Source organism: Pseudomonas sp. AC229, from assembly GCF_979254655.1.
The window spans coordinates 1-15,788 of the sequence record NZ_CEEDHK010000008.1 but is presented as its reverse complement, the minus strand read 5'-3'; the positions used below and the strand labels follow the sequence as shown (position 1 = coordinate 15,788).

At 62.7% G+C, this 15,788-nt stretch carries 10 protein-coding genes; 8 read left to right on the top strand and 2 right to left on the bottom strand.

What is annotated here, in order from left to right; translation table 11 throughout:
* Nucleotides 1–164: 164 nt before the first annotated feature.
* Both AC0IW7_RS12620 and AC0IW7_RS12615 read left to right on the top strand, forming a co-directional pair.
* Nucleotides 165–1,364 (top strand): LLM class flavin-dependent oxidoreductase, encoded by a 1,200-nt coding sequence (locus AC0IW7_RS12620; RefSeq protein WP_471818375.1) that lies wholly within the window; start codon nucleotides 165–167, stop codon nucleotides 1,362–1,364.
* 27 nt (nucleotides 1,365–1,391) lie between these two features.
* Nucleotides 1,392–2,480: an LLM class flavin-dependent oxidoreductase gene (locus AC0IW7_RS12615; protein ID WP_471818374.1), complete on the top strand. Its 1,089-nt coding sequence runs from the start codon at nucleotides 1,392–1,394 to the stop codon at nucleotides 2,478–2,480.
* Nucleotides 2,481–2,564: 84 nt separating this feature from the next.
* Here AC0IW7_RS12615 and AC0IW7_RS12610 read toward each other — a convergent pair whose 3' ends face one another.
* Nucleotides 2,565–3,605, bottom strand: a complete 1,041-nt coding sequence (locus tag AC0IW7_RS12610; RefSeq protein ID WP_471818372.1) for an ABC transporter substrate-binding protein — start codon at nucleotides 3,603–3,605, stop codon at nucleotides 2,565–2,567.
* A 274-nt stretch (nucleotides 3,606–3,879) separates the two neighbouring features.
* Here AC0IW7_RS12610 and AC0IW7_RS12605 point away from each other — a divergent pair, with 274 nt between their 5' ends.
* Nucleotides 3,880–5,121 carry an acyl-CoA dehydrogenase family protein gene (locus AC0IW7_RS12605; protein ID WP_471818370.1) on the top strand — a complete coding sequence of 414 codons (1,242 nt, stop codon included), beginning with the start codon at nucleotides 3,880–3,882 and terminating at the stop codon, nucleotides 5,119–5,121.
* A gap of 621 nt (nucleotides 5,122–5,742) precedes the next feature.
* On the opposite strand, the gene AC0IW7_RS12600 is transcribed toward AC0IW7_RS12605, so the two are convergent.
* A complete protein-coding gene (locus AC0IW7_RS12600; protein ID WP_471818369.1) occupies nucleotides 5,743–6,480 on the bottom strand; it encodes a class II aldolase/adducin family protein in 738 nt (245 codons plus the stop codon).
* Nucleotides 6,481–6,781: 301 nt separating this feature from the next.
* Between AC0IW7_RS12600 and AC0IW7_RS12595 the strand changes: the two genes are divergently transcribed.
* From AC0IW7_RS12595 to AC0IW7_RS12575, 5 genes are all read left to right on the top strand, one after another.
* The gene (locus AC0IW7_RS12595) at nucleotides 6,782–7,948 is read left to right on the top strand and encodes an LLM class flavin-dependent oxidoreductase (RefSeq protein ID WP_471818367.1); all 1,167 of its coding nucleotides are present in this window, start codon (nucleotides 6,782–6,784) and stop codon (nucleotides 7,946–7,948) included.
* A 23-nt stretch (nucleotides 7,949–7,971) separates the two neighbouring features.
* The gene (locus AC0IW7_RS12590; protein WP_471818365.1) at nucleotides 7,972–9,036 is read left to right on the top strand and encodes an ABC transporter substrate-binding protein; all 1,065 of its coding nucleotides are present in this window, start codon (nucleotides 7,972–7,974) and stop codon (nucleotides 9,034–9,036) included.
* Nucleotides 9,037–9,061: 25 nt separating this feature from the next.
* Entirely contained in the window at nucleotides 9,062–10,117 is a 1,056-nt protein-coding gene (locus AC0IW7_RS12585) for an ABC transporter substrate-binding protein (RefSeq protein WP_471818363.1), read from the top strand.
* A 340-nt stretch (nucleotides 10,118–10,457) separates the two neighbouring features.
* On the top strand, nucleotides 10,458–12,716 hold the full coding sequence (locus AC0IW7_RS12580) for a TonB-dependent receptor (protein WP_471818361.1): 2,259 nt from the start codon (nucleotides 10,458–10,460) through the stop codon (nucleotides 12,714–12,716).
* A gap of 302 nt (nucleotides 12,717–13,018) precedes the next feature.
* Nucleotides 13,019–15,484, top strand: coding sequence for a TonB-dependent receptor plug domain-containing protein (locus AC0IW7_RS12575; RefSeq protein WP_471818359.1), 2,466 nt, complete (start codon nucleotides 13,019–13,021; stop codon nucleotides 15,482–15,484).
* The last annotated feature ends 304 nt before the right edge of the window (nucleotides 15,485–15,788 follow it).

Here is a 15,788-nt window from a genome sequence, read left to right as displayed (position 1 = left end):
CTGCTTCCCCAGCAACACCCCCCTGTCCGCCGTCCAGCACCCCGCCACGCCAAAACCCGCGCAACCCCCGCCGCACGGGCATTTCAGGCACCTGGCGCGAAACCTGCTCAACCGCCTTACGCCATCGACACTCCAGGTCGATGCCCACCCCATGAGGCCCACCCATGAGCATCGAATTTTTCACCCGCCTGCCGTTACACGGCGAAACCCAGTTCCTGCCCGGTGACCCACGCAACCGTGGCGACTGGTCCAACAACCCAGCCAGCACCGGCGCGGTATCAGCCTTCGATGTCGAAGACGACTTCACCTACATCGACTACCTCGCGCAAATCGCCAAAGCGGCGGAAATCAATCGCTTCGGCGGCGTGCTGATGGTCAATGCGCCCGGCGGCGAAGAGCCGTGGACCGTGTGCTCGTTGCTGGTCCGTGAAACCCGCAAGCTCAAGTTCGTCACCGCCTTCCAGCCGTACCACTTCTCGCCCTTTGCCGCCGCGCAAATGGCTGCCACGTACCAGCGCGCATCGCGCAACCGCCTGGTGTGGAACATCATCAACGGCGGTTCGGAAGTGATTCAGCGCCAGGTCGGCGACTTCACCGAACACGACGACCGTTACCTGCGCGCCAGCGAATTTCTCGATGTGGTCAAAGGCTATTGGCACAACGAAAACTTTCACTACCAGGGCAAGTACTACCAAGCCGAAGGCGGTGGCATGCGCGGCCCGCAGAAGAAGGCCGAGCTGCCGTTGATTTGCACCGCAGGCTCCTCCGAAGCCGCTCGCGAGTTGGCAGCCAAACACGCCGATTACTACCTGATGCGCGCCGAGCGCCCGGAAGACATTCGTGCGCTGATCGAAGACGTGCGCGCCCGCGCCAAGCAGTACGGCAACGACGCCATTCGCTTCGGCCTGTCTATCGACGTGATCACCCGCCCCACCGAAGACGAAGCCCGCGCCGAGGCCAAACGCTTCTTCGACGAAGGCTTGGCCAAAGGCGTGGTGAAGGCCATAGCCGCCCACTCCGGCCTGCGCTCTGCGCGCAAGTTGAGCTTTGAGCACGAGTACGCCGAGAAAGGCGAAACCCAGGCCTACGACGACTTTTTCATCTACCCCAACGTCTGGTCTGGCTTTGGCTACATCGGCTTGCCGCCCGGCGTGGCGCTGGTGGGCAGTTACGAAAACGTGGTGGCGCGCATCCGCGAGTACAACGCCGTTGGCATCGACTTGTTCTTCCTCGCCGGCTACCCGCACCTGGAAGAAACCTACCGGTTGGGCGAGCACATCCTGCCGCACTTTCGCAACGAGCGTGCCGCGCTCAGCCGTGGCGCCAACGAGCCGGTGACACTGCATTCGGTCAATGGCGCCTGAGCCTGTAACCCACAAGGAGTGTTTGTAATGTCCATTGAATTCGTCGGCATGGTGTTCCCCAGCCAATGGTCCGAAACCAAAGGCGTACGCAGCGCCGGCTTTGACCTCAACTACCTGCGCCACCACGCCCGCGCCCACGAAAACGCGGGGTTTGATCGGGTGCTGATCGCCAGCGGCCCCGGCGGCGCCGACAGCTTGCAAATCGCCGCCTTCGCTGCCGCGCAAACCGAGCGCCTGGGCTTTATGGTCGCCCATCGTCCGGCCCTCACCTCACCCACCGTGGCGGCCCGAGCATTCGCCACCCTCGACCACACCACTGGCGGGGGGCGCATTCGTTTGCACGCCATTACCGGCATTACTGCCGAGCCGGGTGAAGGCGATTTTCTGCTGGATAAAACCGAGCGCTACAAGCGCACCGACGAGTATCTGGAGATCGTGCGGCGCACCTGGGCCAGCGAGGAGCCGTTCGATTTCGACGGCCAATACTTCCAGATCAAGGGCGCGTTTTCCCCGGTGAAACCGGCCGGCGTCATTCCGATTTCGTTTGGCGGCTCGTCCGATATCGCCTACCAGATCGCAGTGAAACACGCCGATTTGTACGCCTTGTGGGGCGAGCCGCTGACCGGCGTGGCCGAACAAATCGCCAAGCTGCGTGCCGCCGCCCAGAACACCGGCGTGGCCTCGCCTCGGGTGAGTTTGTCGGTACGGTTGATTCTGGGGGCCACCGAAGAACTGGCCTGGGAGCGCGCCAACCAGATTTTGGCGCAGATCAAACAGAACCCGCAGTTCGCCGAATCCAGCCCGTGGACCAAACGCCTGAAAGGCACCGGCTCCGAGCGCCTATTGGCCGCCGCCGCTGCGGGCGATCGCCACGACCGCGCGCTGTGGATGCCGACCGCCACCGCCGTCGGCGCCTATGGCGATACCACGGCCCTGGTCGGCACTCCGGAAACCGTGGCCGAGGCGCTGCTCGACTATGTGGATCTGGGCGTGACCACCTTTCTCAATCGTGGCTACGACCCGCTTTACGACACCGTGGATTACGGCCGCTGGATTATTCCGGTCGTGCGTGAAGAAGCGCAGCGGCGGGCGTTGGCGCGGGTTAAGCGGGCTTGAGGGGACTAAAGGCAGACCGCGTTTAAACTCCCCTCTCCCCACCGGGGAGAGGGGCTGGGGGTGAGGGCCAGCCCCAACGACGATCTACACCCGTGAACTCAACAACTCGCGCGCCGCCAACAGCGGCCGCTCATCCACCCACTGGGCAATATCAAAATCCCCTTCCAGAAATCCATGCAGGTTCAGAAAGGTTTTCTGAATGCGCAGAAACTCCACCCGCTCAGCCGACAGACTCGGCGCCAGCGAGCGATGGAAATCGCCACGATAGGCCTGCGCCACGCCTTCGCGCCCGGCCTTGGTTTCCGCCTGCAAAATGTCCAACAGCGCCTCGCGGTTATCGCGGGCCCAATCGGCGGCGCGCAGGGTTTGCGCGAGAAAGCGCACCACGACATCAAAGTGCGAGTCGAGCAGGTCCTGGTGCACGGTGATCGGCCGCGGCGTGCCGTTGTTGATGCGTTGGCGCGGCTGCGCGATCACGTCCAGATCAATGCCCACCACCAGCCCCAGGCGCCGTGCGGCATCGGCCGCCGAGGCGCCCTTCACATACACGGCGTCGACATTGCCCTGTACCAAATGATCGAGCCCCGACCACAGCCGTTGCAGGTTTTCATTCGACGTGGGCGCACCTTCCTGCGGGGTTAGCGCCACGTCCACCAGCGTCACGTCATCAAAGCCCAGGCCGGCCAATGCCAAGGCGCCTTTGTAACCGTGCAGGCTCATGGCCCGGGCGATGCTGCCGGCGCGGCTGTCGGCCCAGGCGGGCAATGCCAGGCGCTTGCCCTTGAGGTCGGCGGGGCTGCGAATGCCCGAGTCGGGGCGGACCAGAATGGTTTGCCATTCCTCGATCCAGGTCAGGCCGATCAGCCGACTCGGCGCCCCGGCGGCGCGTGCTGCCAAGGCCGGTACGTTGCCGCCTTCGCGAAACAGGCCGGGCAGGTCGTGATCGTAATGATGACGGCCCAGCTGGCGAGCCTCCTGCAAGGTATCGACGGCCAAGCCGTCAGCGGCAAATTCCTCGCTGAGCCAGCCCAGCTTGTAGGCGATGCCCGATGCGGTCGGCACCGGGCAACGGGTGAACCAGATTTTCTCAAGCGCCGGTGTGGCGGCCAGTGCGGCAATGGACATGGGTAGCTCCTGACATGGGGTGTGCAGGCTTCAGTGCAGCGCCCATGCCAACGCTGTGCGCCGCGCACCACGGGCCATGCGCGGTTGGCGCTGCTGCATCGACAACAGCGCCTGCTGCTGCACAGACAACCGCCCGCGCCGGCCTGCTGCGTGGGCAGCACCAGGCGCTGCTCACAACCACCGCCGCCTGCATCGGCGGGCCATGGCATAGAACCTGCTCTAGCCCTGCCAACAGCGGTGCCGCATTCGGCATCGACCAACCATGAGGTGAGTTATGAGCGAGGCCGAGCGCGCGTTCGCGTCCCCCGAGGCGAGTGCAGTGTTGATCAGTGAGGAGCAGGCCATTGCCGTGGCCAAGGAAATCGCCAAGGAAATCGCCGCCATCGCCGCGGACAGCAGCCAGAACGGCCAGTTACCGCGTCGTCAGGCCGACTTGTTGTCCAGCAGCGGCCTGACCGCTATCGGCGTGCCCAAGCAATTTGGCGGCCTGGGCGCGTCGGTCCAAACCATCGTCGAAACCGTGCGCATCATCTCGGTCGCCGACGGCGGCGTCGGGCAGTTGCTGCAAATTCATAACGTCATGCTGCGCGGCATCTTCAGCGGCTACAGCGACGCGGTGCGTGACCGTCTGATCGCCGACGTGCTGGCCGGCAAACGCTTCGGCAACGCCCTGGCAGAAGTCGGCGGCAAGAATAAATTCGCCCTGAAAACCCGCGTGGAACGGCGCGCCGACGGCACGCTGGTGCTCAACGGCAGCAAGTTCTACTCCACCGGCTCATACCTGGCCGAATGGATTTCCCTCACCGCCGCTTCCGACGACGGCGGCGTGGGCGTGCTGCTGAACCGCAACACACCGGGCCTGACGCTGGTGGACGACTGGGACGCCTACGGACAGAAAAACTCAGTCAGCGGCACGGTGATTTTCGACAACATCGAGCTCGACGAAGCCTACCTCGTCTACCGCCAAGGCCCGATGAAACGCACCGGCCTGACTTTCCCGCAAATTCTCCACGCCGCCATCGACACCGGCATCGCCGCTGGCGCCCTGGACGCGGCCGTGCACTACCTCAACCACCACGCCCGCCCGTGGGTGGAGAGCGGCGTTGAACGCGCCAACGAAGAGCCGCACATCATCAAACAGATCGGCGAATTTGCCGTGGCGCTGCGGGCAGCCGAGTCGCTACTGCGCGACGCCGCGCGGGTGTTCGACCTGCACGAGCAGGACCCGGAGAATAAAGAACTGCAAGACGAACTGATTCTGTCGGTGGCCACCGCACGGGCGCATTCGGACAGCGCTTCGTTGCGTATTTCCAGCGATATCTTTTCCTTGCTCGGGGCCAGTTCATCGCTAAGCAAATGGAACCTCGACCGGTTCTGGCGCAATGCACGTGTGCACACGACGCACGACCCGATTCGCTGGCGTTTGCACCATGTGGGGAATTACTACCTGAACGGGGTTGATCCGGGTGAGTACACGGCGATTTTGAATGCCAAGCAGGTGGAGGGGGCGAAATAAGGTTTTGCCGCGACTCCCTGGAAACGATGAGGGGCAGGCCCAGCATGACGCGAGCCTGCCAAAAACATCCGTCATCCTCGCGCAGGCGGTGGTCCGACAATTCGGGATCCAGAATCTCAAGCCGTACACGATGTGCGGTGCGACGGCATCCAGCGGCTTCAGCCGCAATGCTTTTGATCTTGCTCTACCGCTTGTGATCTACCGCTTGTGATCTGGCTTGTGATCTACCCGCCCCATTCATCGCAGGCCGAGTGGAGTCGACGCGCAGGGGGTTGAGCGGCCGGGAGCCGCGAAAGGCGTGTCGGGCCAAGGATGGCCCGTCTCGCCGGCCCCCGGAGCGGCGACGGAGGGAGGGGACCTGGAGCGCAGCGGAAGGCCAAGGTAGGGGCAAGACTTTTTGGTTTCTTTTGTGTCGACTGACAAAAGAAACTCGCGCGTAAGGCGCGAAACAAAACGTTCAGCGCACGCGGTAATGAATACCGCCGCCCGAGCCATATGCATACGGCTCAAAACTCTGGATCCCCGCGTGCGCGAGGATGACAGAGGTTTTTAGCGCGACCGCGTTACGTATGGCCTTGTCCCAAAATCAAAAGCGCGATTTCCTGCAATCACACCTCCCCCTCAAGCCACCTGTTCCAGCAGCTTTTTCCCTTGCGGCCACAGCCCGGTCATTTTCCATTGTTGTTCGAGCACGCCCGGCCCGAATTCTTGCGAGCCGCCGAGGTTTTCGGCCAGGGCCTGGAAGTAGGCGCCCTCTTCGATCAGCAGAATCAGCTTGGCGACCTGAATAACGCTTTCACCCCAGAACGTGGCCCCGCCGTTGGCTTCCAGCAATGCCGGAATGTTGGGGTCGCGATTCAGGGTTTCGACGATAAAGTCCGATTCAATCTGCGTGCGGTCCAGGTACAGCGGCAGTTCACGCGCCAGGGTGACGCGCTGCGAGGCGGCGTAGCGCAGGGGTAATACGCGGTGCGCACCGGCCCAGCCGCCGAGGTACGGCGTGTGCACATGCGCCACCACATTTACGTCGGCGCGCTCGCGCAGTACCTGGCCGTAGCGCTTGCCGCTGCCGGCTTCTTTGCTGTCGCTCAGGGGCGCGCCGGCGGGTAGCGATTCGTCGAGATAGACCACACCGTCGTAGCTGACGACCGACACGCCGATTTTCTGTTCGTCCGCCCACGGGCTCGGCGCGCGCAAGGCGACGACGAGGTCGGTGTCGGGCAAGCGCACGTAGGCTTGCAAGGTGTTGGTGGCGGTCAGCGTGCGGGTTTCCTGGAGCACGCGAAAAGCTTTGGAAAAGTCGCGTTTGGCCTGGGCAACGAAGTCCAGCTGCCCGGCATTGAGTGAAGGTTGGCTCATGGTCGATTCCTGTCGATAACGCCACGCAAACTGTGGCCGTACCACCCACAGAGCAGAACTTGTGCCAGCGGCCAAAACCCTGGTTTTACAGGCCTGCCAGCCCATCGCCCCGCTGCGCTGTTGCCTGTCAGACACGCCAGTGCTGCTCGACTGCTGCTCCACCAGCAACCACCGCCCTCGCCTCACCTTGGATTGCCCCTAGCGCCTGAGCGCACGGGGCCTGCCGGCTGTTCGACGGGCGTGGCATGGGCGTTGCAATCGTGCTGGCACGACGTCCTTGCGAACATTCTTGGAGCAGCACATGAGCACTGAATTCTTCTGGCGCTTGCCACTGGGCACCGATGGCCCGCAGCTGAGCACCGATAACCACAACCGCGGCGCCCACAGCCATCGCCCCGGCAATATCGCGCCCGGCCGTTTGCCTAACGGCGAGCCGGATGATTTCACCTATATCGATTACATCGCCCAGGTGGCCAAAGCCGCCGAGCTGGCCGGCTTTGAGGGCGCGCTACTGCCCACCGGCCCCGAGCCATGGATCGTGGCCGCCGCGTTGGCCCGCGAGACGCGCCGGATCAAGTTTCTGATCGCCTTCCAGGCCACCTGGACGCTGCCCGCCTACGCCGCTCAACAGGCCGCGATTCTGCAAAACCTCAGCCGTGGCCGCCTGGACTGGAACATCATCACCGGCGGCAACCCGGCCAGCCAACGCGCCAATGGCGACTTCCTCGAACATGACCTGCGCTACAAGCGCACGGGCGAGTTCCTGGACATCATTCAAGGCCTCTGGGAGAACGACAAATTCTCCTACGACGGCGACATCTACAAACTCGACAACGGCTCGCTGCCGCCCGGCCTGCATAACGAGCGCAAGCCGGGCGTGTACTTTTCCGGCTTCTCCGACGCGGCGCTGGATGTGGCAGCCAAACACGCTGACGTGTACCTGAACTGGGCCGAGCCGGTAGACAAACTCAAACCGCATATCGAGCGTGTGCGCGAGCTGGCGGATAAACAAGGGCGCACCGTGCGCTTCGGCCTGCGCGTTGACCTGTTTGCCCGCGAAACCGAAGAAGCCGCCTGGCGTGATCTCAAGGCCCAGTACGAGCGCCTGTCGAGCAAAACCAGCGCGCTGATCAAGAACTTCACCAGCGGCTCCGACTCGGTGGGCGCAGCGCGCCAGACCGCCTACCACCAGAACGTCGACCGCTTCGAAGACCTGATTCTGGGGCCGAACCTGTGGGCCGGTTTTGCCAAGGCCAAGCCCGGCCCGACCGTGGGGTTGGTCGGCAGCCACGAGAACATTGCCGAGCGTTTGGTGGAGTACCGCGACGCCGGTTTCTCCACCTTCATTCTCGCCGGCAACCCGCATTTGGAAGAGGCGCTGCGCATTGGTCAGGAGGTGCTGCCGCTGGTGCATCAGCGTCCGGCCGCCGCCAGCCGCACAGATGAAAATGTGCAGGTGCGCGCCTGATGGCCCTCCATGAGGAACGCCCCGTGAGCCAACCGCTCGACACGCTCTGGTACACGCGCTGCCCGGTGCCCACTGGGCTGGGCATTGCCGTGCAAAAAGGCTGGCTGGACGAAACCGTTGGCGCCCTGGGCACTCGCGTGCAGTCGCTGCGGGAGTCGGCCAACCAGGCGGTGCGCGAGTCGCACTTCGACCACACGCTGCAAAACTCGGTGCGCCACGGCGGCAATATTCCGGCCATTTGGGCCCGCGCCCAGGGTCGGCAAACGCGGGTGATCGGGCTGTCGTGGGCCGATGAAGTGCAGTTGATTCTGACGCGCCCCGACAGCGGCATCAAAACCGTCAAAGACCTCAAGGGCCGCACCTTCGGCCTGCCGGACTGGCGCAACGCGCAGATCGACTTCACCCGCGCCCAAGCCCTGCGCGGCCTGGAAAACGCGTTGAAGCTTGAAGGCTTGGACGTGCGCGACGTGCAGTTGGTGGACTACCGCTACGGCGGCACCTTTAGCGACAACCCGGTTCAGGAAATTGCCGGCACGCCCTTCTCCGCCTCAGCCAACAGCCACCGCGCCGACGGCCGCAATGCCGAGCTGCTGGGGTTGCTGCGCGGTGAGGTAGACGCCATTTTCCTCAAAGGTTCCAGCGCCGCCCAGCTCGCCCACGACCTCAACCTGTACACCGTGATCGACACCGGCTCACACCCCGAGCCGCTGATTCGTTGCAACAACGGCACGCCGCGCACCTTGAGCGTTGACCAGCATTTGCTCGACCAGCACTACGACGTGGCCGTGGGCATTCTCGACTCGGTGCTGCGTGCCGAGCAGTGGGCCGCGCAACACCCGGACGACACCCGCCGCTACCTGGCCCGCGAAACCAACAGCAGCGAATACTGGGTGCGCGTGGCCTACGGCGAAGACGCCCATTTACGCCTGGCCACGGCCCTCGATGAAAGCGCCATTACCGCCTTGCAAGACTTCACCGCGTTCCTGCACCGCTGGAATTTCATCCCCCAGCCGTTCGACGTTCGCGACTGGATCGATACCCGACCGCTAGCCACCCTGCGCAGCGCCAACGCGGCCCTTGCAGGCTGATCGGTCGGGCTCAACTGGAGTGGCCATGAGCTCACTAGAAACCCTGTGGTACACCCACAGCCCCGTGCCCACCGGCTTGGGCATTGCCGTGCAATCGGGTCGGCTGGCCGAAGCCTTCCGCCCGTTCGGCACCAACATTCAATCGCTGCGTGAATCCAGCGAGCGTGAAGTTCGCGAAGCGCACTACGACCACCACTTGCAAAACTCGGTGCGCCACGGCGGCAATATTCCCGCCATCTGGGCCTACGCCGCCGGGGTCGAAACCCGCGTGCTGGGCTTGTCGTGGAGCGATGAAGTGCAGCTGATTCTGACCACCGAAGACAGCGGCGTGCGCACCGTGCGCGACCTGAAAAACCGCCGCTTCGGGCTGCCGAAATGGGCCAACGTGCAAATCGACTTCACCCGCGCCCAAGCCCTGCGTGGTCTGGAAAACGCACTGAAGCTCGAAGGCCTGGAAGTACGCGATGTCGAGCTGGTCGACTACCCCTACGGCGGCACCTACAGCGACGAACAGAAGCACCACCTGTACGGCTCGGAAGTCACGCTGAACAACGGCCGCCACAGCCGCCGCAACAACGAACTGATCGGCCTGCTGCGCGGCGACATCGACGCCATTTTCCTCAAAGGCGCCCATGCCGTTCAGCTCGCCAACGAGTTTGGCTTGCGCGTGGTGGTCGACACCGGCTCGCACCCCGACCCGCTGATTCGCGCCAACAACGGCACGCCGCGCACCCTTACCGTGGACGTCAACCTGCTGGAAGAACACTTCGATGCCTCGGTGCGCATCGTCGACACCGTGCTGCGCACCGAACAATGGGCCTGGGCCAACCCCGAAGAAACCCGGCGTTTTCTCGCCCGTGAATTGAACACCAGCGAATACTGGGTGGCGGCCGCTTACGGCGAAGACGCCCATCGACGCCTGCGCACCAACTTCGATGAACGCTCGATTCATTGCCTGCAAGACTTCACCGACTTTCTGCACCGCTGGGACTTCATTCCGCGCCGTTTCGACGTACGTGACTGGATCGATACGCGGGTGCTGGAACATGTCATTGGCGCGACAACTCGCAGGGCTATTTAAGCGCTGCTGCTGAGGCAGCACCGGCGATTTATTGCTTCTCCAGAAGCACCCCGGCAGCAGGTTGTGCTGCCGGGTTTACAGGCAACTGTTGGCCCCCGGCTTAAATGTTCGTCGAGCATTTAACCGGGGGCTTTTTTTGTTTAAAACTCCTACTCAATCTATTCAGAAAAAACGTTATTTATCAAAATGTTAGGAAATTAACGCGCCTATAAAAATATCCACAAAGGGAACTGGCACAGTCCCTGCTATCACCCTTCCACACCTTATTTATGGGTTCAGGCAAAGCACCACTCAACAACAGCAGAGTGCAACGCCTTACTTCATTCGACCGGGAGGGAATATGTTAGCGATCAACCCAATTACCAAAGGCATATGGCTGGCGTTTGTGCTTAGTAGCGCTACTGCCAGTGGCCAATTATTGGCCGCCGAGCCAACGCCAAGCACCGCTGGAACCGACACCACGCCGACACTAAAAACCGTGACCGTGACCGCTCAGCACAAAGAGGAAACCCTGCAAGAAGTGCCCGTGGCCGTGTCGGCCATCAATGGCACCAGCATCACCGCCGATGGCGTACGGTCCATGGGCGACATCACCACTTTTGTACCTAACGCTGCCGCGAAAAATCCCGATGGTGATGGGCGGCCACGTTGGTATATCCGGGGCTTGGGCACTGGTGATACCGGGGCGGCAACGGTGTACCCGGTCGGCATCTATGCCGACGACGTGTACCTGAACGCCCCCATCGCTGGTGGCGGACCGTTGTTCGACCTGGAACGCATCGAAATTCTGCGCGGCCCGCAAGGCACGCTGTATGGCAAAAACACCACGGCGGGTGCCGTGAATGTGATCTCGAAAAAACCCACCTTTGAAACCGACGGCTACGGCACCGTTGGCGTCGGCACCAAGAGCGAACGCATCGTCAACGGCGCCATCGGCGGCGCGCTGGTCGACGACAAGCTGGCCGGCCGGGTGTCGATCTATTCGGAAGAACGTGACGGTTACACCCGCAATGAAACCGCCAACCAAAGTTACGGCGACGTCAACAAGAAGGCGTTCCGCGCTCAATTGCTGGGGCAGTTCGGCGACAACTTCGAAGCGCTGTGGAAAGTGCATGGCCGCCAGTTTAAAGGCGATGGCAGCAGCGGCTCGCTGCCGGTCGGCACCTACTACCCGCCGACGAATTACCAGCGCCCCGACGGCCGCAAGATTGAGTTGAACGTCAACGAAGACTACAAACTCGACCACGACGGCACCTCGTTGACCCTGAACTGGGACATCGGTGACTACAAACTGACCTCCATCACCGCCTACGACTACCTGCGCAACCAGTCGCTGATCGACGCCGACTACACCCCTTACGAAGTCACCGGCCGCACCGACACCGACAACGAATACAAGCAATACAGCCAGGAAATCCGCCTCGCCTCGCCACAGCAAGAAACCCTGCGCTGGCTGGCCGGCGCCCACGTCTTCCATGAAGACCTGGACAGCTCGGCCGTGCGTAACGTCGAGCCCGGCCGTGCTGCCAACGGCGGTGCCAGCAACCAGACCGGCACGGTTTACCGCGACCTCAACTACGACCACACCAACGACAGCTACGCGCTGTTCGGCAACCTGACCTACGACTTCACCGACAATTTCACCGTTACCGGCGGCCTGCGCTGGACCAAGGAATACAAAGACATCGACCTCAACCTGACCCAACTGCGCAGCGTGTCTGGCGTGCGCGTACCGGTGTTGGGTGCCGACAACAACGGCAATCTTAAAAAAGGCGAAGACTGGGAAGCCTGGACCTACGACGTAACGCCGGAATACCGCATCAACGACAACGTGCGCGTGTTCTTCCGCTACGCCCACGGCTTCCGCTCGGGTGGCTTCAACACCGGGCTGTCGGGCGGCTTGTCGGGGTTGACCACGGTTGATCCGGAGGAACTGGATTCCTATGAGCTGGGCCTGAAATCCGAATGGCTTGGCGGACGGATCATCGCCAACGCCACGGCGTTCTACTACGACTACACCGACATTCAGGTGAACCTGCTGACCGTGAGTAACAACGTACTCACCACCGCCCTTACCAACGGCGCGGAAGGCACGGTGAAAGGTGCAGAACTGGAACTGGAAGCCCAAGCCACCGACTACCTGCACCTGCGCGCAGCGCTGTCGCACCTGGACACCGAGTACACCGACTTCAAAAACGTAAACCCCACCACCGGCGCGGTGACCGGCGACTACAGCGGCAACCGCTTCGTGCGCTCGCCCGAGCAGGTGATCTCGCTGGGCGCCGACTACACCATTCCCTTGGGTGGCGCCGGCAAGTTGGTCGCCGGGGCGGATGCCAGCTACCGCGGCAAAGAGTATTTCCTCGCGGACCGCCAGGATGAAGACACCCTCAGCCAGGACCATTACACCCTGGCCAACGCGCGCCTGAGCTGGTTCAACCACGACGAGAAACTCAGCGTCACCGGCTTTGTAAACAACCTCACCGACCGTCGCTACCAAGTGCATGGTCGCCCCAACGGTGCGGTTGGCAGCGGGCAGTACGTGATCACCTACGGCGACCCACGCACCGTCGGCGTCAGCGTGACCAGCCGATTCTGATGAGGGGTTCAGGCAATGAAAACGGAGCACCTCGGTGCTCCGTTTTTTTTGGCGCGGGTTTAGCGGATACGGCTGCTTTTTGTAGGAGCCAGCAAGCTGGCTCCTACACAAGCAACGTGATGCGTATCGCCTGCTGCTTCACCAACACATTGATCTAAACCACCTTAACTACCGCCATCAACCCATTGATATAAAACGCATAAAAACCCTGGCACAACCATTGCTCTGCCCACCCCACGCACAAGCAAAGGGACAACCCATGAGCGTTCACCCCCCACGTATTACTCATAGGGATCACCAGGATGTTTCGTCTAAATCTACTCACCACGGCCATCATCGCCGCGCTGTCCGCAACCGCTCAATCGACCTTCGCAGCCCCGCAAAAAACCACTGCCGATAGCGCACCGCAGCTCGACACGGTGGTGGTGGTTGGCACCCGTCGCAGCGATGTCACGGCGTTGGAAAGCGCGGCGCCGGTTGATGTGATCAGCGCGGAAAAACTGCAGGAAACCGGCGCGCAAGATTTGTCTGGCGCGCTCACGGCACTGTCGCCCTCGTTCAGCTTTCCGCAAGCGCCCCAGGGCGCGTTTGCCGGGTCTATTGCCCAAGGCGCGTCGCTGCGCGGGTTGGCCTCGGATCAGGTGTTGGTATTGGTCAACGGCAAGCGCCGCCACAGCAGCGCCAATATCACCCGCCAAGGCTTGGTCAACGGCCGTGGCGCAGCGGCGGTGGATTTGAGCTTGATTCCCCTGGCCGCCATTGCGCGTGTGGAAATTCTGCGCGACGGCGCCGCTGCCCAGTACGGTTCGGATGCCATCGCCGGGGTGATCAATATCGTGCTCAAAGAGAAGGATGAAGGCGGCAGCGCCGGTTACCGTTTCGGCGGCTATGACAAAGGCGACGGCCTTCAACGCAAGCTCAGCGGCTGGAAAGGCTTCGCCCTGCCCAACGATGGTTTTGTCACGGCCAGCTTCGATGCTGGCAGCCAAGACCCCGCCAGCGACACCAATCCCGACAACCGCAAGTTCTACACCAGCTCACCGAGCGTCAATACGCCGCGCGAGCAAAACGACGCCAACCGCACCTGGCGCTGGGGCTCGGGCAATGTGTCGGATCAGTACAACTTTTTACTCAACAGTGAGCTAGGCCTGGGCGAGGGGCTGAGCGCCTATGGCTTCGCCACCTACGCCCACAAAAACACCGACGCCGAGGGCTTTTTCGATCCGCAGAGCGTGCTGTTCAGCAACTACGGCAGCGTGGCCTCGCAGCGTTACCCCACCGGCCGCGTGCCGATTACCCGCTACACCCTGGAGGATTACGCGCTCACGGGCGGCCTACGCTATGAATCGTCGCTGCTCGGCAAGTTCGACCTGGCGGCCAACTACGGCAACAACACGGTGGACTCTACCGACCGCAACGCCATCAACCCGAGCTGGGGCGCGGCCAGCCCGTCGAAGATTTACACCGGCGAGCGCCAGGCCGACCAAACCAACCTGACCCTCGACTGGGTGCGTGAATTCCCCACCGACCTGCTGTTCAAACCCCTGACCTTGTCGGCGGGGCTGGCCTGGCGCAAAGAAAGCTACGAGCTTAACGAAGGCGACCCGGCTGGCTGGCGGTCCGGCCCGCTGCTGAACACCATCGACCCCATCACCAGTCGTCGCCTGCCCGGCTACTTTTCCGGCATCACCCAGGTGGACGCCGTGTCGCTCGACCGCCGCGTGCTTGGCGCGTATATCGACGCCGAAGCGCAGTTGAGCGAGAAATTCCAAGCCGGGTTGGCTGCACGCACCGAGCACTACGACGACTTTGGCGACACCACCAACGGCAAGCTGTCGTTGCGCTACGACTTCACCCCCGAGTTGGCTGCACGGGCCACCGCCAGCACTGGCTACCGCGCGCCGTCGTTGGTGCAGAGCGGTTATTCGTCGTTCAGCGTGCAGGTGGTCGAGCAGCCGAGCGGCAGCGGCAACTGGGTGGAAGTGCAGCAACGCACCCTGCGCGCCGACAGCCCGGAAGCGGCAGCACTGGGCGGCGCGGCGTTGAAGCCGGAAGAGTCGACCAACTATTCCCTGGGCTTGGTGTGGCGCCCGTTGCCCAATGCGTCGGTGACGCTAGACGCCTATCGCATCGACATCGAAAACCGCATCACCTTGTCGGACCAGTTGCCGGCCAGCGTGGTCGGGCCGATTTTTGCCGGCACGCCGTACGCCAACATTCAAAGCGCCGCGTTCTTCACCAACGTGGCCGACACGCGCACACGCGGTGTGGAGCTGACGGGTAATTACCGCTGGGACTTGCAACAGTTCGGCAACCTGGATTTGAGCCTGGGCTTCAGTAAAAACCACACCGACATCACCCAACTGCGCGACGTCGGGCGGATTCGTGGCGAGCAGATCGTCGGCCGCACCACCCAGGGCTTGATCGAAGAAGGCACGCCGGAAACCAAGCTGACCCTGGGTGCCAACTGGCAATACGACGGCTGGGGCATCAGCCTGGCCGAGCGCCGGTATGGCGAGTGGAAGGCGCTGAACGCCAGCAACCCGGCGCTGGACCAAACCTTCAGCGCGCAATGGGTGACCGACCTGGATGTGTCGTACCGCTTCCAGCAGGGTCTGAAGGTGTCGGTGGGCGCCATCAACCTGTTCGACAGTCACCCGGACAAGCTCGAAGGGCCGCAATTGTACGGCGTGGCCAAATACAGCATCACCTCGCCGGAAGGCGGTCAGGGGGCGTTCTATTACACCAGTGTGAGTTATGACTTCTGACACCGGTCGCGACCGCAGCCCCCTCACCCTAGCCCTCTCCTCGAGGGGAGAGGGGACTAAAAGCAGACCGCGTTTTGGCTCCCCTCTCCCTAACCCTCTCCCCGCTGGGGCGAGGGGACTAAAAGCAGACCGCGTTTTAGCTCCCCTCTCCCTAACCGTCTCCCCGCTGGGGAGAGGGGACTAAAGCACACCGCGTTCTGGCTCCCCTCTCCCGCTCGCGGGAGAGGGGCTGGGGGTGAGGGCTGCTTTTTGCCGCATCAACCCGCTGCTGCTCCAGCAACACCCCACCAGCACCCACCCTGCC